This is a genomic window from Rhodococcus sp. G6(2025), assembly GCF_058628105.1.
In genome coordinates this window covers 162,652-185,498 of the sequence record NZ_CP179750.1, presented here as the reverse complement: position 1 = coordinate 185,498, position 22,847 = coordinate 162,652, and the positions used below count along the sequence as shown (strand labels likewise).

Here is a 22,847-nt window from a genome sequence, read left to right as displayed (position 1 = left end):
TCCGGCGAGTGTGTCGATTCATGTCACTCCCCGTTCGACCTGAGGATGAGAAGGTCCAAGAGGGACCTCGACATCCAAGGAGACGGAACCATGAAGTACATGCTGATCATGCGCGCCACCGACGAGACCTTCGCGGCGTTCCAGGACGTTGACTTCACCGAGATCATGGAGGCGATGGGCAAGTTCAACGACGAGATGATCCGCGCCGGCGTGCTGCTCGCGGCCGAGGGTCTGGACCCCGACCCCGAATCGGGTGTGGTGGTCGACTACTCCTCGGAGACACCTGTGGTGACCGACGGCCCCTATGGCGAGACGAAGGAGTTGTTCGGCGGCTTCTGGATGCTCAACGTCGCGTCGAAGGAGGAGGCCGTCGAGTGGGCCAAGCGTGCCCCGATGGCTGGTCCCGGTTCCAAGGCGGAGATCCGCCGGGTCGCGACGATCGACGAGTTTCCGCAGGACAACGTGTGGATCCAGAAGGAGCGGGCGTGGCGCGAAGCGACCGGTCAGCTCTGAGCGGGTCGACGGGTGACGGCCACACCGGGCGTGAGGCCGTCGCCGCCGTCTGGCGGATCGAGTCGGCACGGATCGTCGGTGCGCTCGCGCGGTACACCGGCGATTTCGCGCTGGCCGAGGACCTCGCCCAGGAGGCGCTGGCCGAGGCACTCGTGAGCTGGCCACGCGACGGCATCCCCCACAACCCCGCGGGATGGTTGCTCACCGTCGGCCGGCGCCGCGCGATCGACGCGTTCCGTCGGCGCTCCGCCCTCGACGAGAGGTACGCCGTCCTCGCTCACGACCTGGGCGAGGGCGGCGCCGTCTCGGGTAGCGGACCCGCCGATCCGGCCAAGGGCACCGGGGACGTGCTGTGGGATCCGGACCAGATCGACGACGACATGCTGGCGTTGATGTTCATCTCCTGCCACCCCGTGCTGTCGCGGGAGGCGAGGGTCGCGCTCACCCTGCGGGTGGTCGGCGGTCTGACGAGCGACGAGATCGCGAAGGTGTTCCTCGTCCCGACCGCGACCGTGCAGGCCCGGATCACCCGGGCGAAGAAGACCCTCGGGGCGGCCCGGGTGCCGTTCGAGGTGCCGCCCGCCGCCGAGCGGACCGGGCGACTCGGCTCGGTGCTCAGCGTGATCTACCTGATCTTCACCGAAGGGTCCTCGGCCAGCTCCGGTGACGACCTGATCCGCCTCGACCTCGCGAGCGAAGCGCAGCGCCTCGCTCGAGTGCTGACTCGGCTGGTGCCCGACGAGCCCGAGGTCCACGGTCTGCTGGCGCTGCTCGAACTGACCGCGGCGCGGTTCCCGGCCCGTACGGGGGCGGACGGCGAACCGGTGCTGCTCGAGGACCAGGACCGCCGCCGCTGGGACCGCACCGCGATCCGCCGGGGACGCGCCGCCCTCGCCCGCTCGGAGCAGGTCGGCCGCGGGCTGGGCGCCTACGGCCTGCAGGCGGCGATCGCCGAATGCCATGCCGTCGCGCCGTCCGTCGACGCGACGAACTGGGAGCGGATCGTCCTCATCTACGAGGCACTCGGCCGGCTCGCGCCGTCACCGGTGGTCGACCTCAACCGGGCGGTGGCGGTCTCCATGGCCCAGGGACCAGCCGCGGCGCTGCCGATCGTGGACGAGCTGGTGGCCGCCCGGGCGCTGTCGAACTCGCACCTGCTGCCGAGCGTTCGCGGCGAACTGCTCACCCGCCTGGGACGCACCGACGAGGCGCGCACCGAATTCGAGGCGGCCGTGCGGTTGTGCGGCAACGAGCGCGAGCGGACGGTGCTGGGGCGTAAGCTCGCCGACCTGCGCTGACCCCGACCGGTGAGCGATCAGAGTGGGTCCAGGCGAGCCTTCAGCAGGCAGAACTCATTGCCTTCGGGGTCGGCCAGGACATGCCACTGCTCCTGCCCTGTCTGGCCGATGTCGGCCCGGCGCGCACCGAGCTTCAGAAGGCGGTCGAGCTCGGCGTCCTGATCGCGGTCGGTGGCGTTGACGTCGATGTGCAGCCGGGATTTCCCCTTCTCCGGCTCATCCCTGCGGCTGAGGATGATCGTCGGCTGCGGACCGCCGAACCCTTCGCGCGACCCGATCTCCACCGAGCCGTCGTCCTCGCGATCGAGCACGACGAAGTCCAGGACCTCGCACCAGAACCGCGTCAGCAGCTCAGGGTCGCGGCAACCGAGCACGAGTTCACTGATACGACATGCCATGACGAAACCTGCTCTCAGCCCGGGAACTGCCGGGAGCCCACACACGAACCTCATGGGCTCCCAGCGGTGAAGACAATCCCGCGATCGTACCGGGCAGTGCTGCCGGCCATCCAGTGAAAAACTGGATTCGAGACCGACCTAGACGGGTGAGCCGACAGTGGCGTGACGGTACGTCGTCGTCTCGAAGTCCAGGTAGCCGCCGAACGACACGGGGTCGGCGAACGGCAGGACCTGGGTGGCCCAGTACCCGGCGATTCCGTTGCGGCGATCGATCCAGTAGTACGAGTTGGCGAGCCCGGCCCACCCGAGCGACCCCCGGGGCCGGCCGGTGGGTGCGTCCTCTTCGTTCACCATGAACGTGTACGCCCACGACTTGCGCTGTCCGGGAAAGAATTCGGCGTCGTTGGTGAGGGCCGGTATTACGGCAGGCAGCATCCCGACCTCTTGTCCCTCGAGGCCGTTGCACACGGCGGCCTGCACCGTGTCGGCCCGCAGCACTCGGCCACCTGGGGCGTCTCCGTCGTTCAGCCACATCCGCAGGAACTTCAGGTAGTCGCCCACCGTGGAGTAGAGGCCGTGCCCGCCCATGTCGATCTCGGGAGTCTGCGGCAGCACCAGATCCAAGGGAGTGAGCCGGCCGTCCTCCTCGCGCTGGTGGATGGTCGCGCGCCGGGCAGCCATAGATCCGGTCAGGGTGAAGGATGTGTCGTGCATGCCGAGGGGCGCGAACACCCGGTCTGTCATCACCTCGCCGAGCCGCTTGCCGCGGATCGCCTCGACCACCTGGCCGGCCCAGTCGATGTTCGTCCCGTACTGCCACTTCTCGCCCGGATCGAAGAGCAACGGCGTGGTCAACGACGCCCGGGTCGCGGTGATCACGCCGGGTTGACCGTGCTCCACCCCCAACCGGTTGTAGGTCTCGTCGAAGAAGTCGTATCCGAACCCGGCGGTGTGCAACAACAGCATCCGGGTGGTGACGTCCCGCTTCGGTGCTCTCAGCATCGGATCGCCGTGGGCGTCGAATCCCTCGATGACCTGAATGTCACCGAGTTCCGGAACGTATTCGCGGGCCGGCGCGTCGAGGTCGAGCAGACCCTCTTCGACGCACTGCAGCACGGTGGTTCCGGTGATCGCCTTGGTGGTGGAGAAGATCGCGAACACGGTGTCGGCGGTCATCGGCTCGCCGTCGGCCAGGGACCGCACCCCGGCGGCACCCTCGAACACCGTGCGGTCGCGATCGGTCACCATCGCCACCACTCCGGGCACCCTCGGCGCACCTTCCTCGGTCACGCTGTCGAGAACCTTGCCGAGCGCGGCGTTGAGATCGGACATCCCACTCTCCTGTCGTGTCTGTGGTCACTGATGGAACGTGACGTTATGACCGGGCGGAGGGTGGCGACGTCTCAGTTCGGCACGGCACGTCTCGGTTCGGCACCTGCTGATGGCGCCGGGATCTTGGTCAGCAGTTCGTGGGTGGCCTGGGCGATGTCGGGGTCGATACCGAGGGCGCGGAGCATGGCTGCCGCGGCGTCCATTTCGTCGGCGCGGCGCCTGGCGTGGCGACGCGTTCCGTCGACGACGCGGGCAATCGTGGCGGCGTCGGCCCGGGTCAACTCGTCGGCGATATTGGTGGTGAGCCATTCTTCGAGGCCGAGCGCGCGACCCGCGGTGAGGGCTTCGACGATGGCCGCGGACATGCCCTTGTAGAAGATGCTGCGCAGCAGTTTTCGTTCCGCGGCCGCACCCGCCGGTGCGTCGAGGATGTCGACGGATGCCCCGTGACGGGTGAGGATTTCCGCGGCCCGGTGTGCGTCGCGACCGCTCGCCATCAGAGGTGTCCGGAGTCCGCGGCCGGGGACCGGAGCCATGATCGCCACGTCGACGAAACCGAGTCCGCGTCGCGCGGCGTGGGCATCGAGGGTGCGTTTGAGGTCGGGCGCGGCGGTGTTCATGTCCACCCAGACGGCATCGGCACTCATTGCGGGGCTTCCCCGTTCGAGTGCGGCCGTTGCGGCGCGCGCGTTGTTCACGCTGAGGACGAGGTCGGCGGTGTCGACGGCCTCGGCCTCGGACCGGCACGCGATGGCTCCGTCCGGTGCGGCGACTGCGGGGTCGAAGGCGCGAACTGAAGCGTCGGCGGCGATCAGATCGCGCGCGAATGCGTCGCCTGCCTCGCCGAGTCCGAGGACGGCGATCGTCGTCTGCTGGGTCATCGGTTCCTCTTTCCTGGGTGGATCTGGTGCCATGTGCGATCCAGGTGACGATGGGTCGGTACAATATCGGTAACAATTTTGGTGATGATCTGAGCGGAGATAGCCCGATGCCGGTGAAGGAAGCTCGCGAGCACAGCACGGATCAGGCTGCGGTCACCGACCTGATTCGCACAGCGATCCTCGACGGGGATTTCGCGCCCAACCAGCGCATGGTCGAGGCAGACCTGTGTGCGCAGTACGACGCCAGTCGCAGCGCGGTCCGGGCGGCCCTGCATGAACTCACCGCCCAGGGCCTCGTCGAACGGATCCAGAACCGCGGCGCCCGCGTGCGGTCGGTGTCGCTGGACGAGGCGGTCGAGATCACCGAGGTACGGATGGTCGTCGAAGGACTGTGCGCGGCGAAGGCGGCCCAGAAGATCACCGACGCGGAGATCGAGGAACTCACCGCCCTGCGCGAGGAATTGACGACGTCGGTCTCGGCCGGAGACGTGTTCGGGTATTCGCGAGCGAACCAGTTGTTGCACAAACGCGTTCGGGAGATCAGTGCGCAGCGCTCGGCCGACGAGATCCTCGAGCGCCTGCGTGGCCAGCTGGTGCGACACCAGTTCAAGCTGTCGATGCACCCCGGCCGGATGTCGGTGTCGCTGCCCGAGCACGTCGCGATCATCGACGCGGTCTGCGCGCGCGACCCGGAGCGGGCGGAGGCAGCCATGCGGCACCACCTGGCGAGCGTGACCACTGCGCTCGAGGACGTCGCCGAAGCCCGGCAGGGATGACCGCACGCGGGCATTCACAAGGAGACCCGTTCGCGCACTGAACTCGTCGTCGCACGCGACCCGACGCGGTCCGTCACGAAGACCACCACCAGCGCTGCCACCGCGAGCAGGGCGGCAACCGCGAAGGCCCCGAACCCCCACCGTGGAGTCCCGGAAGCGACGAGCACGCCGCCCAGCCAGGGGCCGAAGACAGCGCCGAACCGGCCGATCCCCGACGTGAGCCCGACGGCGGTGGCCCGGAAGTCGGCCTCGCTGTGCGCGGCGGCGCCGGCGTAGACCATGGTCTGGGCGCTGAACAACCACACCCCGGTCGCGAAGACCACGGCGTAGGTCGCGGCGAGCGGCATCTGCACCGACAGCGCCGCGATACCGATCGCGGTCAACGCGAACCACACGAGCGCGGTCGGGATCGGTCCGACCCGGTCGGCCACCTGCCCGGCGATCAGCATGCCCGCGATGCCACCGAGATTGATCACCAGCAGGAAGCTCAACGCCGAGCCGAGTTCGTACCCGGTCGACCGCATCATGACCGGCAGCCAGGTGGCCACCCCGTACACCAGCAGCAGCCCGGCGAACGACGCCGTCCACAACGCCGGGGTGGTGATCGCATGGGATCCGGTGAAGAGCAGGCGGATCCGGTGCGCAGTCGTCGACGACGCCCCGCCCCTGCCGGTCGGGGCCGTCACGAAGTCCGCGACCGCCACACCTCGACTGCGAGCGAGCGCTTCGGCATCGGCGACGCGGCCGCGAGCGAGCAGATACCCCATCGATTCGGGGAGGAACTTCAGCATGAGCGGCACGGCGAGTATCAGCGGTAGGCCACCGAGCAGGAACAGGAAGCGCCATCCGCGGCTCTCCAGGAAAAGCATGCTCAGTCCCGGGGCGAGGATGCCACCGGCCTGATGGGCGGTCATCAGCGACGCGACCATCAGGTTCGCCCTGCCGCGCGGGGCGTACTCCATGACCATCGAGATGGCGGTGGGGATGAGCCCGCCGAGGCCGAGGCCGGCCACACCCCGCGCCGCTGCGAAGACCTCGACAGAGGGGGCGACCGCGCAGGCCAGTGACGCGATCGAGAACAACGCGACGCCCGCGACGATCGCGGTGCGCCGGCCGAGCCGGTCGGCGATCGGTCCGGCGGCCAGCGCGCCGATCAGCATGCCGAGGGTCGCGACGCTGCCCACGGTGCCGGCGGCTCCGGGGCTCATTCCGAGGGCCGGGTCGGCGAGCATGCGCGGCAACACCGCACCGTAGACGAAGGTGTCGAGCCCGTCGCACAGGATGGCGAACCAACACAGGGCCAGCACCGTGAGAGCGAGGCGGGTCCGGGCGCGCTCGGACCCGGTGTGGTCGGTGGTCATGGGCACTCCAGATGGTTGTGGGGCTTCAGCCCTGGTCATGCCGTGGTGGGTGCTGTCGGTGCCTCCACGGGCGGATCGGTGAGCCGGGCCTGCCGGGTCCTGGGTCCGAAGACGGCGAGAGCGAGCGCACCGACCAGCCAGCTTCCGGCGATGAAGTAGAAGACGCTTTGATACCCGGTGCCGGTGTACAGCGCGGCGATGACGAGCGGTCCGACGGCGTTCGACAGACGTCCGAGCCCGTAGGAGACGCCAGTGCCCAACGACCGGGTCCGAGTGTCGAACAGTTCCGGGGAGTAGGCGTAGGCCACTGCGGTGTACCCGCGCTCGAAGAAGTTCACGAGGAAGCCGAACACCACGATCATGATCGGGTTGAACGTCAGCCCGTAGAAGAGGCCGCAGATCGCGATCACCACACCGAATGCGACGAGGCACCACTTGCGTTCGACGCGGTCGGTGACCTGTGCGGCGAGGAAGCAGCCCAGCGGCGCACCGACCGTCGTCAGCGCGACGTAGAAGATCGACTTCTCCACGCTGAGGCCCTCCTGCGCCAACAGGGTGGGCGCCCAACTGGAGTAGCCGAAGAAGCCGACGGTCTGGGTCACCCACATGACCGAGAGCAGGACCGTGGGAACCAGGTATCTCTTCTGCAGGAGCAGCCGCAGCGGAGCCTTGGTCTGCTTGGTCGCAACCGCGATCGGGGCGGCAGGATCGGGCAGCGGGCCCTTCTCCGCGGCGACGCGGGATTCGATCTGGCTCAGAACGGCGTCGGCCTTCTCGTACTGCCCCTTGCTCTCGTACCAGCGGGGCGATTCCTTCAGGTGCCGGGTGAAGAGGAGGAAGAGGATGCCGAGACTGCCCCACAGGTAGACCAGCCGCCACGACCAGTCGGTGAGCGGAACGACCGCGGCGGCAACGAGGTTGGTGATCGGCGTGCCGCAGATGCCGATGACGATGGCGTAGGCCTGGTACTTTCCGCGAACGGCGGCGGGGTAGATCTCGTTGACGTAGATGACCGCCACCACGGTCATCGCCGACAGCCCCGCCGAGGTGAGAACCCGCAGTACGCCGAGGGACACGATGTCCCAGGAGAACACCGACGCGAACGAGAAGACGGCGAACCACAGGGTGGTGATGGCCAACGCGTTCTTACGGCCCCAGCGGTCGGCGATCCAGCCACCGATGAGGGAGCCGAAGAACATGCCGACGAAGGACAGGGAGGTCACGTAGGCGACCTGGTTGACGGTGACCCCCCACAGCTTGACGAGTTTGGGGACGGTGGTGGCGAACGTGTTGATGTCCGCGAACTCGAAGAAGTAGGCGAACGAGACGGCCACGAGGGTGATCTTGTGGAACCGCGAAATCGGCAGGCGGTCCAGCCGATTCGCTGCGTTGGAATGCTGCACGGGACAATCCTTCTCGGGAAATGTTGCAGTGGAGGGAGGGCTCAGTAGTCCTCGCCCGGCCAGTACAGGCGCATCGGGTTGGCCACGAGGAGTTTGTGCTGCAGTTCCGGCGTGGTGGCCACGTGGGGAATGTGGTCGACGAGGAGCCCGTCGTCGGGCATGTGGTCGGTGAGGTTGGGGTGAGGCCAGTCGCTGCCCCAGAGCACCGAATCCGGGAACTCCTCGACCACTCGTTGACTGAAGGGCACGACGTCGGTGTAGGCGTTCTGTTCGCCGTTCAGCGCCGGCGGGCCGATGACGGTGAGCCGTTCCGGGCAGCTGACCTTCACCCACGCCTCGTTGCGCGCGACGAAGCTCAGGAATCGGCTGAACTCCGGCCCGTCGACAGGTCGAGTGACGTCCGGTCGTCCCATGTGGTCCACCACCAGCGGGGTGGGCAACGTGTCGAAGAAACCCTCCAGGCCTTCCAGGTCGGGGCCCTCGAAATAGATGACGATATGCCAACCCAGGGGGGCGATCTTCCGCGCGATGGTGGTCAGGTCGTCCTTCGGGGTGCCCTCGACCAGTCGCGGAAGAAAGTTGAACCGCACTCCTCGCACGCCCGCCTCGTCGAGTCGGCGCAACTCGGTGTCGGTGATGTCGGGGCGGACCGTGGCGATGCCGCGTGCCCGGCCGCCTGCCGCCTGAACGGCGTCGACCATCGCGCTGTTGTCCGTTCCGTGGCAGGTCGCCTGAACGATGACGTTGCGACTCATCCCGAGGTGATCACGCAGCGCGAAGAGTTGATCCTTGCTCGCATCGCACGGGGTGTACTTGCGTTCGGTCGCGAAGGGGAACTGGGCGCCGGGCCCGAAAACGTGGCAGTGGGCGTCCACCGATCCCGCCGGCACCTCGAAGCGCGGCGTGGATGGGTTCTGGTACCAGTCCAGCCAGCCCGGGGTCTTGGTGAAAGGTCCGGTCCCCGCCAGTAGTGCGGACGTACTTCCCTGGAACGCGCGTCGACTCAGATCCGACATAGTTTCTTTCTCCTTGGCATCCTGCACAATGCGTCAGCAGTGCGGCCGTTGTGTCCATGTTGACCGGAAATCCCTGCGGGCCAACGAGTACCGACGGCACCGCATCGCTCGCGCCCGAATCGGCGCGGCGCCGCGGCGCCGAACGAAACAGCCGGCATGGCACTCCTCACAGCGATGATCCGATCGCGTGACTCAGGTCACTCGGCACATAACCTATACGATCCGCCACGATCTCCACAACCTTCTCGTCGTGAAAAATGAGTACGTGATTGTTGACAATTTGGTCGGCAATATGCGCTACTTGCTACCGGGCGAGGTGCCCCCGTCCACATCTCGGACAGCGAGGAAAGGAATCTCTCATGGCACATCAGGTAGAACCGGCCCTGCTGGTCGTCAGCGCCCACGCGGGCGACTTCGTCTGGCGGGCCGGCGGAGCCATTGCCGCCGCCACTGCTCGCGGCGAACGCGCGAAAGTCGTGTGCCTGAGCTACGGCGAGCGCGGTGAATCCGCTCGGGCATGGCGGGACGGCAAGTCGCTCGAGGAGATCAAGGACATCCGGCGGGGAGAAGCGGAAGCGGCCGCGTCGGCACTGGGAGCGGAGATCGAGTTCTTCGACGCCGGCGACTACCCGCTGCTGCCCTCGCCGGAGTTGGTCGACCGGTTGGTGCACGTCTATCGCGACGTCAATCCTACTGTCGTGCTGACCCATCCGCTGATCGACCCGTACAACGCCGACCATCCCGCGGCCGCCCGAATGGCGCTCGACGCCCGCATCCTGGCGCAGGCGATCGGGTACCCCGCCGAGGGTGAGCCCCTGGGCGCCCCGCCGGTGTTCTTCTTCGAGCCGCACCAGCCCGAGCAGTGCGACTTCAAGCCGAACGTGCTGATCGACATCACCGACGTCTTTCCGCAGAAGCGCAAGGCGATGGAATCCCTTGTGGCGCAGGAACACATGTGGACCTACTACACCGACCTCGCGCGGCGCCGCGGTGTCCAGGTCAAGCGCAACGCCGGACCGAACCTCGGCTTCAGCACCGACACGATGGGTGAGGCGTACGTGCGGTACTACCCGCAGGTGGCGGAGGTGCTGTCGTGAAAGACCCCGTGATCCTCACCGACCCGGCCAAGACCCCCCTCGACACGGTCGACGCCCTCGCCGAGTTCGGCACCGCGACGGTGCACGAGGCGCAGGGGCGTACCGGCCTCGCCGGCCCGCAGTTCCGGCCCATCCAGTCCGGCGCCCGGATCGCCGGCACCGCCGTCACCGTCCTGTCCTGGCCCGGCGACAACCTGATGATCCACGCCGCCATCGAACAGTGCAGCGCCGGCGACATCCTGGTGGTCACCACCAACTCCCCCTCGACGGACGGCATGTTCGGCGAACTGTTCGCCACCGCCCTGCAGGCGCGGGGTGTCCGCGGACTCGTCATCGACGCCGGCGTCCGCGACGTCGCCGAACTGAACGAGATGGGCTTTCCCGTGTGGTCCACCGCGGTGTCCGCGCAGGGCACGGTCAAGGCCACCGCCGGCGCGGTGAACATCCCCGTGACCCTGGGCCTCGTGTCCGTCGACGCGGGCGACGTCGTGGTGGCCGACGACGACGGTGTGGTCATCGTGCCCCGCGCCACCGCCGCCGACGCGGTCGCCGCCTCCCGCGCCCGGCTGGAGAAGGAAGAGGTTGCGCGACAGTCCTTCCGCGCCGGCGAGCTGGGCTTGGACCGGTACGGTCTGCGTCCGGTCCTCGACTCCCTCGGCGTGCGGTACCTGTCGCAGAAGCAGTACCGGCTGGAACAGCAGGAGACGCTGTGATGGGCGGCATCGCCTGCACGTGGATGCGGGGCGGTACGTCCAAGGGGGCGTTCTTCCTCGCCGCGGATCTCCCCTCCGACCTCCGCGAGCGGGACGATCTCCTGCTGCGCGTCATGGGCTCCCCCGATCCCCGTCAGATCGACGGGATCGGGGGCGCCCACCCGCTCACCAGCAAGGTCGCGGTGATCGGCCCGTCGGATGATCCGCGCGCGGACGTCGACTACCTGTTCCTGCAGGTTGCGGTGGATCAGGCCCTCGTGTCGTCGGCGCAGAACTGCGGCAACATCCTCGCCGGCGTCGGCCCGTTCGCCGTCGAACACGGCCTGGTGCCTGCCGATTCCGAGCACACGAGTGTCCGGATCCGGATGGTCAATTCGGACGGCTTCGCCACGGCAACGTTCCCGACACCGGGCGGGCAGGTCGATCACGCCGGCAGCTGCGAGATCGCCGGAGTGCCCGGCGCCGCCGCACCGATCAGCATCGCGTTCTCCGGCACCGCGGGCTCGACCTGCGGGGCGCTGCTGCCGACCGGCCGCGTCGTCGACACCGTCGACGGAGTGGACGTCACCTGCATCGACAACGGCATGCCGACGGTCGTCATCGCTGCCGCCGATCTCGGGGTGAGCGGACACGAGAGCCCCGCGGACCTCGAGGCCGACACCGACCTGGCCGACCGGCTCGCCCACATCCGTTCGCAGGCAGGCAAATTGATGGGACTCGGCGATGTGTCCACCACGACCGTTCCCAAGATGACCTTGGTCGCCGCCCCGCTCGGCGACGGCACCCTCGACACCCGCACGTTCATCCCCGTGCGGTGCCACACCGCCATCGGCGTGCTCGGAGCGCTCACCGTCGGCACCGCGGTCCGGATCCCCGGATCGGTCGCCGATCGACTCAGCCGTCACCGCGACGACGGCGTCGTCCGCATCGAACACCCCACCGGGTACTTCGACGTCGACATCGACCTGACCTACACCGGTGACGCCGGCGTCGACATCCGCCGCGCCGCCGTGATCCGCACCGCCCGCACCCTGTTCGACGGCACCGTCTACCCCCGGCCCGCCGGCCCCCACACCGAGGACAACTCATGAGCACCGACGACGCCCGCTTCGACATCGCCCACCTCGGCTACGTCGAACTGTTCACCCCGACCTTCGACGAGAGCAGGTGGTTCTTCACCGAACTGCTCGGCCTGCGCGAGGTCGCCGCCGACGGCGACAGCGTGTACCTGCGTTCGTGGGACGACTACCAGCACCACTCCCTCAAGCTCACCGCCCACGACACGTCGGGCATCGGGCGGCTGGGCTACCGGACGTCGAGTGCTGCGGCACTGGAACGCCGTGTCTCGGCGATCGAGGCCGCCGGCCGCGGCATCGGGTGGCGCGACGGTGATCCCGGAATCGGCAAGACCTACACGTTCGCCGACCCCGACGGTCACCCGATGGACCTGTACTGGGAGGTCGAGAAGACCGCTCCTCCGGCGGAGTTCGCGCCGGCGCTGAAGAATCAGGCCGAACGCTACCCGGGTGCGCCCGCCACGGTTCGCCGCCTCGATCACGTGAACTTTCTCGCCGCGGACGTCGAGACCAATGGAACCTTCGTCCGGGACGTGCTCGGCGGCCGTCCCACCGAACAGATCCGGCTGAACACGGGCAAAATCGCCGGACAGTGGCTGACCTTCACGAACAAGAGTTACGACGTGGTGTACACCGAGGACTGGACGGGCAGCAACGGGCGTCTGCATCACATCGCGTTCGCCACCGACACCCGCGAGGACATCCTCCGCGCCGCCGACGTCTTCCTCGAAAACGGTGTTTACATCGAGACCGGACCCCACAAGCACGCCATCCAGCAGACGTTCTTCCTCTACGTCTACGAGCCGGGCGGCAACCGTATCGAGTTCTGCAACCCCGGAGCGCGGCTGATCCTCGATCCCGACTGGGACGTCATCGAATGGACCGAGGCCGAACGGTCGAAGGGTCAGGCGTGGGGAATGAAGACCATCGAGACGTTCCACACCCACGGCACCCCACCCGTTCCGAGCACCCACTGAGACACGGGACGCACCGTCGAAAGGGACCGACATGACCGTCGACGTCACGGGCGGCGAATCGCACGCGACCGTCCGCACCGACCGGCCCGAACGGTACGGCAAACAACTCGTGTCCCACCTCGGCCGCCGCAACGGCGGAGAGTGGACACCGGACACACGATCCGGCTGGATCGACCTGGCCGGCGGCCGCGCCACGGTGACCGCCGGAGACGGCGAACTACACCTGCACCTCGTCGCCGAATCCGGCGAGCTGCCCCGACTGGAAGACGTCGTCGGAAGGCATCTCGTCAGATTCGGCGAACGTGACGGTCTGACCGTCGGATGGGTAAGGGACGGTCAGGTGCCGACGTAGGCCGCGAGGTGCTCGCCGGTGAGGGTGGAGCGGGCGGACACCAGATCCTCCGGCCTGCCCTCGAACACGATCCGGCCGCCGTCGTGGCCGGCGCCCGGGCCGAGGTCGATGATCCAGTCGGCGTGCGCCATGACCGCCTGGTGATGCTCGATGACGATGACCGACTTACCGGAGTCGACGAGCCGGTCGAGCAGTCCGAGCAGCTGTTCGACGTCGGCGAGGTGCAGGCCGGTGGTCGGTTCGTCGAGGACGTAGGTGTCGCCCTTGTCGGCCATGGCGGTGGCCAGCTTGAGCCGCTGCCGTTCGCCGCCGGACAGCGTGGTCAGCGGCTGTCCGAGGCTGAGGTAGCCGAGCCCGACGTCGGCGAGCCTCTGCAGAATCTTGTGCGCCGCCGGGATCCGTGCCTCGCCGGAACCGAAGAACTCCTCGGCCTCGGCCACCGGCATCGCGAGCACTTCGGCGATATTCCGGCCGCCCAGCGTGTACTCGAGCACCTCGGCCTGGAACCGCTTCCCCTCGCACTCCTCGCAGGGGGATTCGACGGTGGCCATCACACCCAGGTCGGTGTAGATGACACCGGCGCCGTTGCATGTGGGGCACGCGCCCTCGGAGTTGGAACTGAAGAGCGCCGGCTTCACACCGTTGGCCTTCGCGAACGCCTTGCGGATCGGCTCGAGCAGCCCGGTGTAGGTCGCCGGGTTGCTTCGCCGGGAACCCTTGATCGCGCCCTGGTCGATCGACACCACGCCGTCCCGCCCGGACACCGAACCGTGGATCAGCGAACTCTTGCCCGAGCCCGCCACTCCGGTCACGACCACCAGCATGCCGAGTGGAATGTCGACGTCGACGCCGCACAGGTTGTGGCTGTCTGCGCCACGCACCTCGAGTGCCCCCGACGGTGTGCGCACCGACTGCTTCAGCGACGCCCGGTCGTCCAGATGCCGCCCGGTGAGCGTGTCACTGGAACGCAGACCCTCGACGGTGCCCTCGAACACCACCTGGCCCCCCTCGGTGCCGGCGCGCGGTCCGAGGTCGACGACGTGGTCGGCGATCGCGATCGCCTCCGGCTTGTGCTCCACCACCAGCACCGTGTTGCCCTTGTCGCGCAACTGCAGCAGCAGGCCGTTCATCCTCTGGATGTCGTGCGGGTGCAGGCCGATGGTCGGCTCGTCGAAGACGTAGGTGACGTCGGTGAGCGACGAACCGAGGTGGCGGATCATCTTCGTGCGCTGCGCCTCTCCACCGGACAGGGTGCCCGACGGCCGGTCGAGGGAGAGGTACCCCAATCCGATCTCCGTGAATGAGTCGAGGAGATGTTGCAGGCCGGTGAGCAGCGGGGCCACCGTTTCCACGGCGACCCGTCCTCCGTCCGCTCCTCGCTCCTTCGTCGCTGCGATGCTCCGTCGTCCTCCTGTCGCCGGCGGTTCGTCCAGACCCCGGACCCAGTCGGCGAGGTCGCTGATCTGCATCGAGCAGACGTCGGCGATGTTCTTGCCCTTGATCTTCGACGATCGGGCACCCTCGCTGAGTCGGGTGCCGTCGCAGTCGGGGCAGGTGGCGAACGTGATCGCCCGTTCCACGAACGCGCGGATGTGCGGCTGCATGGCGTCGACGTCCTTGGCCAGGAACGACTTCTGGATCTTCGGGATCAGACCCTCGTACGTCACGTTGACGCCCTCGACCTTGATCTTGGTCGGCGGCTTGTAGAGCAGGTCCTGCAGTTGCTTTTTCGTGAACTTCGCGATCGGCTTGTCCGGATCGAAGTAGCCGCAGCCCCGGAAGATGCGGCCGTACCAGCCCTCCATGCTGTAGCCGGGGATCGTCAGCGCGCCCTCGTTGAGCGACTTGCTGTCGTCGTAGAGCGCCGTCAGGTCGAAGTCGGTGACCGAGCCCCGGCCCTCGCATCGCGGACACATGCCGCCGGTGATGCTGAAGCTCCGCCGCTCCTTCGTCTCCTGACCGCCGCGCTCGATGGTGACGGCGCCCGCGCCGGAGATCGACGCGACGTTGAAGGAGAACGCCTGGGGCGAGCCGATGTGCGGCTTCCCGAGCCGGCTGAACAGGATGCGCAGCATCGCGTTGGCGTCGGTGGCGGTGCCGACGGTGGAGCGGGGGTTCGAGCCCATCCGCTCCTGGTCGACGATGATCGCCGTCGTCAGCCCGTCGAGTACGTCGACGTCGGGTCGCGCCAGTGACGGCATGAAGCCCTGTACGAAGGCGCTGTAGGTCTCGTTGATCATCCGCTGCGACTCCGCGGCGATCGTGGCGAACACCAGCGAGCTCTTGCCCGAGCCGGAGACACCGGTGAACACCGTCAGCCGGCGCTTCGGGAGCTCGACACTGATGTCCTTGAGGTTGTTCTCGCGCGCGCCGTGCACGCGGATGAGATCGTGACTGTCGGCAAGGTGCAGATCCGGCGACCCTGAATCTTCCCGTCGCTTCGCTCGCCCCGTCGTGCCCGCCTTCGTGCCCGTGCTCATCGTGTCTCCCTCTGTTGGGCGGAGCCGCCTGCGCGGTCTCCGTCGGCGTCGATCAGCGCAGTTCCTGGATACGAACCATGTTGCCCGCGGGATCGCGGAAGGCGCAGTCGCGAACCCCGTACGGCTGCTCGGTCGGCTCCTGAACGACCTCCGCGGAGTCGCTGGCCTGCAGCTTCTCGAAGACGCCGTCGAGGTTCCTGGTGGCCAGGTTGATGGCTGCGTAGGTGCCCTTGGCCATCATCTCGGTGATGGTGCGGCGCTCGTCGTCGGTGATACCGGGGTCGGCGGCCGGCGGATGCAGAACGATGGACGTGCCGGGCTGGTCGGCCGGGCCGACCGTGATCCAGCGCATCCCGTTGTATCCGACGTCGTTGCGGACCTCGAAGCCGAGAGTGTCGCGATAGAAGGCCAACGCGGCGTCCGGGTCGTCCTGCGGGAGGTAGGTCTGGTGAATTGTGATGTCCATGGGATCACGATAATTACGAATCAGCGACCTGCGCTTCTCGATTCCTGATCGGTCTGGTGACCTGTTTCGCCACGCACGACGGAATGCCCGCCGTCGCGTCCGCCTGCTGGCGCCGGTAGGTGCTGGGCGGGACCCCGGTCAGCTCGGTGAAACGCGTGCTGAAGGTGCCCAGCGACGAGCAGCCGACCGCGAAACACACCTCGGTCACGCTGAGGTCGCCGCGACGCAGCAGCGCCATCGCCCGCTCGATGCGCCGCGTCATCAGGTACGAATACGGAGACTCGCCGTACGCGAGCCGGAACTGACGGCTGAGGTGCCCGGCCGACATGTTCACGCCACGGGCGAGCGACTCGACGTCCAGCGGCTGCGCGTGCTCCCGATCGATCCGGTCGCGGACGCGGCGCAGCAGCGCGAGGTCGCGTAAGCGCTGGTTCTCAGCGGTACTGCTCGTCACACACGAGATCGTGCCACGTCGAACCGGAGTTGCCTAGCGTCACTCGCCCCGCGCTCACGCTCCTCACGCCGGGTCGGGTGTTGCGCCTCGGCAGTGGTCGACGAGCGAGACCTGTTCGTCCGGGGCCGGCAGCCGGTCCCGCTCGGCACCGTCCAGGTGCCGAGCTTCCACTGAACCCAGCTGCTCCCAGTAATTCTCCGACCGCGCCAGCGGAGTCCGCCGAAAGTCCATGCGTCGCCCTCCCTGGATTGCCAGGTCCAGTCGTTGTCTGGGCACCCGGGCCGCCGCGACCGTTACCGCGTCGCCGCGGCCCGCCACCCCTCCGCACCGAGTCTTCCCCGCACCGCGAAGCCGAGACAGGGCCGTTCGGCCCTACCACCACGAGCTCGGGCAGCGTCATCGACGGCTGCCCCCGAAATCAGTAATGTTGGATGGCGTCCGGCCGTCTCACGCGGCCACGCTTCCGGAGCGCCTCGATCACCGAGGAGGAGCGGATGACCGAGATCGATACCTCGCACGAGCAGTGCCTCGTCGACTCTCTACGGGCACGCGACGAGTCGGCGTTCGCCGAACTGGTCGACCTGCACACACCGATGATGCTGCGCGTGGCGCGGGGATACGTGGCCAGCGCCGAGGTCGCGGAAGACGTCGTCCAGGAAACCTGGATCGCCGTCCTCCAGGGCATCGACAGATTCGAAGGCCGCTCCACCCTCCGTACCTGGTTGTTCCGGATACTCGTCAACATCGCCAAGAAACGGGGAGTGCGGGACCGGCACGATGTCGACGCCGCGCTGGCCGCCTACACGGGCAGCGCCGCCGTGGACCCGTCCCGGTTCCTGCCGGCATCCTCCCCGGAGGATCCACACCACTGGGCGACTCCGCCGACCAGTTGGCCGGAGACCCCCGAGGGGTCGGTCCTCGGTGCGGAGGTGCTCGACGTCGCCGGCCGCGAACTCGAGCACCTACCCGACCGTCAGCGGATCGTGGTCGTTCTGCGTGACGTCCTCGGCTACGACGCCGAGGAAGTGTCCGCGATGCTCTCGATCACCCCGGCGAACCAGCGGGTGCTGCTGCACCGGGGTCGCGCGCACGTGCGCCAGGCCCTCGAGGATTATCTTGGAACGGGAGCGTGAGACATGGAAGACATGGACTGCCAGGACCTCGTCGAACTCGTCACGGCCTACCTCGAGAATGACATGGACCCCGATGCCCGGGTCCGATTCGAAACCCATCTGGGCGAATGCTCGGGATGCGCCACCTATCTCGAACAGATCGAGCAGACGGTGCACACCCTCGGCGCGCTCCCCCCGGACGAGCTCGATCCGGCGTTGCGGGACCGCCTGCTCGCCGCGTTCCGCGAGTGGCGTTGACGGCGGGAAACTCGCCGCAAAAATAATCTCCGGCAGGGTGTAACGTTTCGCGCCCTCGCAGACACCGTTCGAGTAGCCGTGAACGTTGGGTTCGCGGCACTCGGACAGGAATTCAGACCATGAACGCCACACATTCGCACCAAGACGACCGACGCACCCACCGCGGCTCGCTGCGGAAGCGGATCGTGACCGTGGTGGTGGCTGCAGCCGCATTCGGCGTCCTTCCCGTCGGTGTCGCGGGCGCGGTCGCGCCGGCCGCGGAACACCCGGTCGCCGCAGTGGCCGCCCCTGACACCGGCCGCGACATCCCCGGCGGCAACGACGATCGGACCCGCGATCGGCAGCGCGACCAGCGGCAGGAACGCCGGGCGGAGAACATGCCCACCGATCAGGTCCCGATCATCTGGAACGTCCCAATCAACTGAGTTTGCATACCAACTGAGGGGCAGCATCTTTCGCCACACCCTCGGCTCGGCACCTCCGCCGGTCGGCAATCGGCGGGGCTGCTGTCGCCCTTCGTTCACCGCTGTGTGTTATTCAAGGCTCATGACTGCGTCGTCGATCGATCCGCCCGTAGGAGCCACCCTCTCAGCCATCCGGGCCGTCGCACCCAAGCTGGCTCCGAGCGAGCGTCGGGTGGCGGACGTGTGCGTGGAGCGTCCGCAGGATGTTGCGTGGTGGTCGGCGGCCGATGTCGCGGAACACGCAGAGACATCGACTGCCACCGTGATTCGTGCGTGCCAGAATTTGGGTTTCAAGGGGTTCCAGCACTTACGGATGTTGCTGCTACGGGATCTGGGGTCGGCCGATACCGGATCGGGGGGAACACCCGCCCACGAAGAGAACGGCACCGGACTGGTGCGGGCTGTGTTCGCCGAGCTGGCGACGGATCTCGCCGGCGCCCTGGCACCGCTCGACGAAGACTCGTTCGAGCGGGCGGTGACGGCGCTCGCGGAGGCGGAGCGGGTGCTCGTTGTCGGCAACGGAGCGTCGGGACCGTCGGCGGCTGCCGTGGCCGTGCGGTTCATTCTCAACGGCCGCCACGCCGAGGCGCCGACCGACGCCGTGATCCAGCAATTGACTGCCGGGCGCCTGACCTCCCGTGACGTGTGCCTCGCGGTGAGCGACAGCGGGTTGAACTCGGTCACCCTGCGTCCGGTCGAGGCCGCGCGGGCAGCGGGGGCCACGGTCATCGGCGTCACCAGCTACGCCCGTTCGACTCTCGTGGAGAAATCCGACATCGGACTGGTCATCGGCGGCGGTACGGGACCGTGGGGTGGACTGGGCGCATCGGCCACGGTAGTGCAGCTCGCGTTTCTCATCAGCCTGCAGATCGCTGTCTGCCGGGCGCGGGGCGACTCGGCCGAGGCAGCGGCAGCGGCGTTCAAACAGATTGTGCCGCTGATCTATCCGTGATGGCATCGTGCTACAGCCGTTGCGCGAAGCATCACCGCTGATTGGATCGCCATTTGCCCGCCATTAACCTGACCCTGGCTAACTACCGATGTAACGAAATTCCCCGTCTCGTCGAGATTGGGTAACGTCATTTCATCGGGAGAGGCCAATGGGCAGGATTCGGATCGAGAATCTGAGTCGAAAGTTCGCAGATTTCACCGCCGTCGACAACATCGACCTCGACATCCTGGACGGCGACTTCCTGGTCCTCCTCGGGCCCAGCGGATGCGGAAAGACCACGCTGCTGAGGATGCTCGCGGGGCTGCTCGCGCCGACCAGCGGACGGATCCTGCTCGACGACGACGACATCACCGCGGCGCCCTCCCGCCGCCGGGACGTCGCGATGGTTTTCCAGAGCTACGCGCTCTACCCGCACCTCAGCGTCGCGAAGAACCTCGCGTTTCCGTTGCGTGTCAAAAAGATGCGTAAGTCGGAGGCAGCGGAGCGCGTCGATGCCGTCGCCCGGCAACTCGACATCGCGCACCTGCTCGGCCGAAAGCCGAAGGAACTGTCCGGTGGCCAGCGGCAGCGCGTTGCAGTCGGGCGCGCGATCGTGCGTGATCCGAAGGCGTTCCTGATGGACGAGCCGCTGTCCAACCTCGATGCGAAGCTCAGGACCGCGACGAGGCGCGAGCTCACCGACCTCCATCGTCGCCTCCGCGCCACATTCGTGTACGTCACCCACGATCAGGTCGAGGCGATGACGATGGCGACGCGGATCGCGCTGCTGAACAACGGCGCACTCGAACAGGTCGGAACACCCGAGGACGTCTACGACCGGCCGGCGTCCGTGTTCGTCGCAGGGTTCCTCGGCAGTCCCGCGATGAACCTGCTCGACGCACGCGTCCGCACCGTCGACGGCACTGTTGTCGCGTCCGCCGAGGGCGTGACCGCACCGCTGTGGCGTGGACAGACCGACGGCCGCGACGTCGTCCTGGGCATCCGGCCGGAGCATCTCCGCGTCGCCGACCCTGTGGATCATCCCGGGGTACGGCTGTCGGTCGACGTCACGTCCGTCGAGAATCTCGGCAGCGAGCAGGTCGCGTACTGCGAGGTCGGGGGTGCCACGGTCTGCGTGCGCGCACCGCGACCGATTGCACTGCGCGCCCATCGATCCGCCGCCCTGGCCGCGGATCCCGCCCACGTTCACCTCTTCGACCGCGCGACCGGACGCCGCCTGGAATGGGTCGACGTCCCGGAACTCACCGACTCCGACTCCGCGGCCCCCACGGCTGTGGACCACTCTCCCGAAACACTTTCCGCAACAGGAGCAGCGTGATGCGTAGACCGACATTTACTGTCGTCGTAGTGGCGGCCGTGGCCGCCGCTCTGACCGGCTGTGCCACCGGCGGAGCCGCGCCGGGCGCCTCGGGCACCGGCGCACCGGTCCCGGAACTGTCTCCCGACCAGCAGGTCGACATCGTCTTCGAGTCGTACAACCTCCAGCAGGCCGGGCTCTGGTCGGACACGATCAACGGCCTCGTCGCCGACTTCGAGGCGCAGCACCCGAACATCCACGTGAAGGCCCAGCCGCCGCAGGGCAGCGGCACGGCCGGCGCCGGAACCGCGAGTAGTGTGCAGACGCAGATGCTCGCCGGCTCGCCCCCCGATGTGGCCCAATTGACCTTCGACACTCTCGATTTCGCCGTCAACGAACTCGGCGCCCAGTCGCTCGACGGACTGTTCGGAGCCGAGGCCGTGGACGCGACGTTCAGTGGAGAGCATCCGTTCCACCCGCGGGCCGCGACCCTCGGCGACTGGGACGGCGAAACGTACGGCATCCCGTACGTGTTCTCCACACCCACCCTCTTCTACAACGCGACCGCGCTCACGAAGGCCGGGCTGCCCGCCGACGCCGACCTGTCGACGTGGCCGAAGGTGGCGGCTGCCGCCAAAGCCGTGACCGCGGCGACGGGCAAGCCGGCGCTGTCCGTGTCGTGCTCGGTCAAGGGCGGCAACTGGTGCATGCAGGCGCTGTTCCGCTCGGCAGGCGGCGATGTGCTGTCACAAGACCGCAAGACCATCGAATTCGGCGAGCCCGGTGCGGTGTCGGCGGTGACCGCGTTGCGGCAGATGTACGACGACGGCGTCCTCGCCAACCTCGACTCGACCACCCAGTACGAGAGTTTCGCGAAGGGCGACGTGGCGATTCAGCTGCAGACGTCGGCTCTGCAGGGGATGTTCATGAAGTCGGCGGCGACTGGCGGCTGGGACCTGCGTGCCGCGCCGATGCCCGCCTTCGAGGGTCACGCCGCGGTGCCCACCAACTCGGGATCCGCTCTGTTCACGTTCTCCCAGGATCCGGCGAAGCAGCGCGCGTCGTGGGAGTTCATCAAGTTCATGACGAGCGACCATGCGTACACCGAGATCTCCAGCAAGATCGGCTACCTTCCCCTGCGTCCGTCCCTCACCGAGGATCCGGCAGCGCTGAAGGAATGGGCCGACAACAACCCCCTCCTGGCACCCAATCTCGGTCAGCTCGACACGCTCGAGGCCTGGAAATCCTACCCCGGCAACAGCTATGTGCAGGCCGACGACATCCTCGGCCAGGCGGTGGAGGACGCGGTCTACTACGGCAAGGATCCGGCCGCCACCCTGCAGGCGGCGCAGCAGCGCGTGCAGGAACTCATTCAGTAACCACTTCCGACAGAACGAGACACCGACACAATGACCAGCACTCTGCCTGCGTCGACGAATCATCGACGCCTGAATCTGACCGGCACCTATAACTTCCGCGACCTGGGCGGTTTCCCGACTGATACGGGGACCACCAAGTGGAACAAACTGTTCCGGTCGGACGCGCTTCACCAGCTCGACCAGCCGGCCCGCGACCTGCTCCGGAAGCGGAGACTCGCTCTCGTCATCGACCTCCGCGAACAGCAGGAGCTCGACGACAGTCCGAGCGCACTCGACGGCGTCGGACACCGGGTGGAACACCTGCCGGTGTACGAGGGCGAGATCGACCTCGACGGTGCGAACTTCGACCTCGCGGTCGTCTACCGCGACATGGTCGAGAACTACGGACATCGTTTGACCCGCGCCGTCCGCGCCATCGCCGCCTCGGGCGACGACCCGACCGTCGTGCACTGCACCGCGGGAAAGGATCGCACCGGGCTGGTCGTCGCTCTCACCCTCGCGGCGGTGGGTGTCGATCAACGGGACATCGTCGCCGACTACGCGATGTCCGAGGTCCTGCTGGCCGGCGACTGGGCGCTCGGCATGGCCGAGAAGATGCGCGGCCGCGGCCTTCCCGACGGCGTGGACGTCGATCACCTGGTCGGCGCCAGCCCGGCCGTGCTGATGCGCACGACCCTCGACTCCATCGCAGCCGCGCACGGCGGCGTCCGCGACTACCTCCTCGGCCACGGCATGACCGAGCGTGAACTCGACGACCTGCGCGGCGCACTCGTCGCCTGACACCCACTTCCA

Annotated in this window: 25 protein-coding genes; 15 read left to right on the top strand and 10 right to left on the bottom strand. The window is 67.7% G+C overall.

Annotated elements, in window-relative coordinates; translation table 11 throughout:
• The first annotated feature begins 90 nt into the window (after positions 1 to 90).
• Together ACLIVD_RS00940 and ACLIVD_RS00935 are read left to right on the top strand one after the other, a co-directional pair.
• Positions 91 to 513, top strand: coding sequence for a YciI family protein (locus tag ACLIVD_RS00940; RefSeq protein ID WP_037236036.1), 423 nt, complete (start codon positions 91 to 93; stop codon positions 511 to 513).
• On the top strand, positions 486 to 1,811 hold the full coding sequence (locus ACLIVD_RS00935; RefSeq protein ID WP_317570878.1) for an RNA polymerase sigma factor: 1,326 nt from the start codon (positions 486 to 488) through the stop codon (positions 1,809 to 1,811). The genes ACLIVD_RS00940 and ACLIVD_RS00935 overlap by 28 nt, the downstream gene beginning before the upstream one ends.
• Before the next feature lie 17 nt (positions 1,812 to 1,828).
• On the opposite strand, the gene ACLIVD_RS00930 is transcribed toward ACLIVD_RS00935, so the two are convergent.
• From ACLIVD_RS00930 to ACLIVD_RS00920, 3 genes are all read right to left on the bottom strand, one after another.
• Positions 1,829 to 2,209, bottom strand: coding sequence for a VOC family protein (locus ACLIVD_RS00930; protein WP_491931782.1), 381 nt, complete (start codon positions 2,207 to 2,209; stop codon positions 1,829 to 1,831).
• A 138-nt stretch (positions 2,210 to 2,347) separates the two neighbouring features.
• Positions 2,348 to 3,541, bottom strand: coding sequence for a methyl acetate hydrolase AcmB (acmB, locus tag ACLIVD_RS00925; RefSeq protein ID WP_283335728.1), 1,194 nt, complete (start codon positions 3,539 to 3,541; stop codon positions 2,348 to 2,350).
• 71 nt (positions 3,542 to 3,612) lie between these two features.
• Positions 3,613 to 4,422 carry a DUF1932 domain-containing protein gene (locus tag ACLIVD_RS00920; protein WP_491931781.1) on the bottom strand — a complete coding sequence of 270 codons (810 nt, stop codon included), beginning with the start codon at positions 4,420 to 4,422 and terminating at the stop codon, positions 3,613 to 3,615.
• A 107-nt stretch (positions 4,423 to 4,529) separates the two neighbouring features.
• Here ACLIVD_RS00920 and ACLIVD_RS00915 point away from each other — a divergent pair, with 107 nt between their 5' ends.
• A complete protein-coding gene (locus ACLIVD_RS00915) occupies positions 4,530 to 5,198 on the top strand; it encodes a GntR family transcriptional regulator (RefSeq protein ID WP_317570882.1) in 669 nt (222 codons plus the stop codon).
• Between the two features lie 14 nt (positions 5,199 to 5,212).
• Here the strand turns inward: ACLIVD_RS00915 and ACLIVD_RS00910 are convergent, their stop codons facing one another.
• From ACLIVD_RS00910 to ACLIVD_RS00900, 3 genes are read right to left on the bottom strand one after another with little or no spacing between them, the layout of a single operon-like run.
• Positions 5,213 to 6,559, bottom strand: a complete 1,347-nt coding sequence (locus ACLIVD_RS00910) for an MFS transporter (protein ID WP_491931780.1) — start codon at positions 6,557 to 6,559, stop codon at positions 5,213 to 5,215.
• A gap of 35 nt (positions 6,560 to 6,594) precedes the next feature.
• Positions 6,595 to 7,962, bottom strand: a complete 1,368-nt coding sequence (locus ACLIVD_RS00905; protein ID WP_491931779.1) for an MFS transporter — start codon at positions 7,960 to 7,962, stop codon at positions 6,595 to 6,597.
• 41 nt (positions 7,963 to 8,003) lie between these two features.
• Entirely contained in the window at positions 8,004 to 8,978 is a 975-nt protein-coding gene (locus ACLIVD_RS00900) for an amidohydrolase family protein (RefSeq protein WP_491931778.1), read from the bottom strand.
• A gap of 359 nt (positions 8,979 to 9,337) precedes the next feature.
• On the opposite strand from ACLIVD_RS00900, the gene ACLIVD_RS00895 reads away from it, so the two are divergent.
• The 5 genes from ACLIVD_RS00895 to ACLIVD_RS00875 are packed head-to-tail and all read left to right on the top strand — an operon-like array spanning position 9,338 to position 13,193.
• Positions 9,338 to 10,075, top strand: a complete 738-nt coding sequence (locus ACLIVD_RS00895; protein ID WP_280782785.1) for a PIG-L deacetylase family protein — start codon at positions 9,338 to 9,340, stop codon at positions 10,073 to 10,075.
• Positions 10,072 to 10,788, top strand: coding sequence for a 4-carboxy-4-hydroxy-2-oxoadipate aldolase/oxaloacetate decarboxylase (locus ACLIVD_RS00890; RefSeq protein ID WP_491931777.1), 717 nt, complete (start codon positions 10,072 to 10,074; stop codon positions 10,786 to 10,788). Before ACLIVD_RS00895 ends, ACLIVD_RS00890 begins: the two co-directional genes overlap by 4 nt.
• Complete coding sequence (locus ACLIVD_RS00885; protein ID WP_491931776.1) at positions 10,788 to 11,879, top strand: 4-oxalomesaconate tautomerase; 1,092 nt, start codon at positions 10,788 to 10,790, stop codon at positions 11,877 to 11,879. The genes ACLIVD_RS00890 and ACLIVD_RS00885 overlap by 1 nt, the downstream gene beginning before the upstream one ends.
• Positions 11,876 to 12,841: a VOC family protein gene (locus tag ACLIVD_RS00880; protein ID WP_491931775.1), complete on the top strand. Its 966-nt coding sequence runs from the start codon at positions 11,876 to 11,878 to the stop codon at positions 12,839 to 12,841. The genes ACLIVD_RS00885 and ACLIVD_RS00880 overlap by 4 nt, the downstream gene beginning before the upstream one ends.
• A gap of 31 nt (positions 12,842 to 12,872) precedes the next feature.
• Positions 12,873 to 13,193, top strand: a complete 321-nt coding sequence (locus ACLIVD_RS00875) for a DUF2218 domain-containing protein (protein ID WP_283353043.1) — start codon at positions 12,873 to 12,875, stop codon at positions 13,191 to 13,193.
• On the opposite strand, the gene ACLIVD_RS00870 is transcribed toward ACLIVD_RS00875, so the two are convergent.
• From ACLIVD_RS00870 to ACLIVD_RS00855, 4 genes are all read right to left on the bottom strand, one after another.
• Positions 13,178 to 15,673 (bottom strand): ATP-binding cassette domain-containing protein, encoded by a 2,496-nt coding sequence (locus ACLIVD_RS00870; RefSeq protein ID WP_491931774.1) that lies wholly within the window; start codon positions 15,671 to 15,673, stop codon positions 13,178 to 13,180. The two genes, ACLIVD_RS00875 and ACLIVD_RS00870, sit on opposite strands and share 16 nt — an antisense overlap.
• A 52-nt stretch (positions 15,674 to 15,725) precedes the next feature.
• Positions 15,726 to 16,139, bottom strand: coding sequence for a VOC family protein (locus ACLIVD_RS00865; protein WP_005260756.1), 414 nt, complete (start codon positions 16,137 to 16,139; stop codon positions 15,726 to 15,728).
• A 13-nt stretch (positions 16,140 to 16,152) separates the two neighbouring features.
• On the bottom strand, positions 16,153 to 16,593 hold the full coding sequence (locus tag ACLIVD_RS00860) for a helix-turn-helix transcriptional regulator (protein WP_105414745.1): 441 nt from the start codon (positions 16,591 to 16,593) through the stop codon (positions 16,153 to 16,155).
• A 63-nt stretch (positions 16,594 to 16,656) separates the two neighbouring features.
• Positions 16,657 to 16,824: a hypothetical protein gene (locus ACLIVD_RS00855; RefSeq protein ID WP_009476923.1), complete on the bottom strand. Its 168-nt coding sequence runs from the start codon at positions 16,822 to 16,824 to the stop codon at positions 16,657 to 16,659.
• A 200-nt stretch (positions 16,825 to 17,024) separates the two neighbouring features.
• Between ACLIVD_RS00855 and ACLIVD_RS00850 the strand changes: the two genes are divergently transcribed.
• The 7 genes from ACLIVD_RS00850 (at position 17,025) to ACLIVD_RS00820 (ending at position 22,835) form a co-directional block, all read left to right on the top strand.
• Positions 17,025 to 17,726, top strand: coding sequence for an RNA polymerase sigma factor (locus ACLIVD_RS00850; protein ID WP_491931773.1), 702 nt, complete (start codon positions 17,025 to 17,027; stop codon positions 17,724 to 17,726).
• Positions 17,727 to 17,738: 12 nt separating this feature from the next.
• Entirely contained in the window at positions 17,739 to 17,963 is a 225-nt protein-coding gene (locus ACLIVD_RS00845) for an anti-sigma factor family protein (protein ID WP_491932975.1), read from the top strand.
• Positions 17,964 to 18,082: 119 nt separating this feature from the next.
• Positions 18,083 to 18,388 carry a hypothetical protein gene (locus ACLIVD_RS00840; protein WP_283335741.1) on the top strand — a complete coding sequence of 102 codons (306 nt, stop codon included), beginning with the start codon at positions 18,083 to 18,085 and terminating at the stop codon, positions 18,386 to 18,388.
• Positions 18,389 to 18,509: 121 nt separating this feature from the next.
• Entirely contained in the window at positions 18,510 to 19,379 is an 870-nt protein-coding gene (locus ACLIVD_RS00835) for a MurR/RpiR family transcriptional regulator (RefSeq protein WP_491931772.1), read from the top strand.
• Between the two features lie 148 nt (positions 19,380 to 19,527).
• A complete protein-coding gene (locus ACLIVD_RS00830) occupies positions 19,528 to 20,697 on the top strand; it encodes an ABC transporter ATP-binding protein (protein WP_491931771.1) in 1,170 nt (389 codons plus the stop codon).
• Complete coding sequence (locus ACLIVD_RS00825; RefSeq protein ID WP_491931770.1) at positions 20,697 to 22,055, top strand: ABC transporter substrate-binding protein; 1,359 nt, start codon at positions 20,697 to 20,699, stop codon at positions 22,053 to 22,055. Before ACLIVD_RS00830 ends, ACLIVD_RS00825 begins: the two co-directional genes overlap by 1 nt.
• A 30-nt stretch (positions 22,056 to 22,085) precedes the next feature.
• Entirely contained in the window at positions 22,086 to 22,835 is a 750-nt protein-coding gene (locus ACLIVD_RS00820) for a tyrosine-protein phosphatase (protein ID WP_283335745.1), read from the top strand.
• Positions 22,836 to 22,847 lie beyond the last annotated feature (12 nt).

Coding starts and splice junctions, on each gene's coding strand:
- ACLIVD_RS00940 (WP_037236036.1), top strand. CDS start 91: ATGAAGTACATGCTGATCATGCGCGCCACCGACGAGACCTTCGCGGCG.
- ACLIVD_RS00930 (WP_491931782.1), bottom strand. CDS start 2,209: ATGGCATGTCGTATCAGTGAACTCGTGCTCGGTTGCCGCGACCCTGAG.
- acmB (WP_283335728.1), bottom strand. CDS start 3,541: ATGTCCGATCTCAACGCCGCGCTCGGCAAGGTTCTCGACAGCGTGACC.
- ACLIVD_RS00920 (WP_491931781.1), bottom strand. CDS start 4,422: ATGACCCAGCAGACGACGATCGCCGTCCTCGGACTCGGCGAGGCAGGC.
- ACLIVD_RS00915 (WP_317570882.1), top strand. CDS start 4,530: ATGCCGGTGAAGGAAGCTCGCGAGCACAGCACGGATCAGGCTGCGGTC.
- ACLIVD_RS00910 (WP_491931780.1), bottom strand. CDS start 6,559: ATGACCACCGACCACACCGGGTCCGAGCGCGCCCGGACCCGCCTCGCT.
- ACLIVD_RS00900 (WP_491931778.1), bottom strand. CDS start 8,978: ATGTCGGATCTGAGTCGACGCGCGTTCCAGGGAAGTACGTCCGCACTA.
- ACLIVD_RS00895 (WP_280782785.1), top strand. CDS start 9,338: ATGGCACATCAGGTAGAACCGGCCCTGCTGGTCGTCAGCGCCCACGCG.
- ACLIVD_RS00885 (WP_491931776.1), top strand. CDS start 10,788: ATGGGCGGCATCGCCTGCACGTGGATGCGGGGCGGTACGTCCAAGGGG.
- ACLIVD_RS00880 (WP_491931775.1), top strand. CDS start 11,876: ATGAGCACCGACGACGCCCGCTTCGACATCGCCCACCTCGGCTACGTC.
- ACLIVD_RS00875 (WP_283353043.1), top strand. CDS start 12,873: ATGACCGTCGACGTCACGGGCGGCGAATCGCACGCGACCGTCCGCACC.
- ACLIVD_RS00870 (WP_491931774.1), bottom strand. CDS start 15,673: ATGAGCACGGGCACGAAGGCGGGCACGACGGGGCGAGCGAAGCGACGG.
- ACLIVD_RS00865 (WP_005260756.1), bottom strand. CDS start 16,139: ATGGACATCACAATTCACCAGACCTACCTCCCGCAGGACGACCCGGAC.
- ACLIVD_RS00855 (WP_009476923.1), bottom strand. CDS start 16,824: ATGGACTTTCGGCGGACTCCGCTGGCGCGGTCGGAGAATTACTGGGAG.
- ACLIVD_RS00850 (WP_491931773.1), top strand. CDS start 17,025: ATGGCGTCCGGCCGTCTCACGCGGCCACGCTTCCGGAGCGCCTCGATC.
- ACLIVD_RS00845 (WP_491932975.1), top strand. CDS start 17,739: ATGGACTGCCAGGACCTCGTCGAACTCGTCACGGCCTACCTCGAGAAT.
- ACLIVD_RS00840 (WP_283335741.1), top strand. CDS start 18,083: ATGAACGCCACACATTCGCACCAAGACGACCGACGCACCCACCGCGGC.
- ACLIVD_RS00835 (WP_491931772.1), top strand. CDS start 18,510: ATGACTGCGTCGTCGATCGATCCGCCCGTAGGAGCCACCCTCTCAGCC.
- ACLIVD_RS00830 (WP_491931771.1), top strand. CDS start 19,528: ATGGGCAGGATTCGGATCGAGAATCTGAGTCGAAAGTTCGCAGATTTC.
- ACLIVD_RS00825 (WP_491931770.1), top strand. CDS start 20,697: ATGCGTAGACCGACATTTACTGTCGTCGTAGTGGCGGCCGTGGCCGCC.
- ACLIVD_RS00820 (WP_283335745.1), top strand. CDS start 22,086: ATGACCAGCACTCTGCCTGCGTCGACGAATCATCGACGCCTGAATCTG.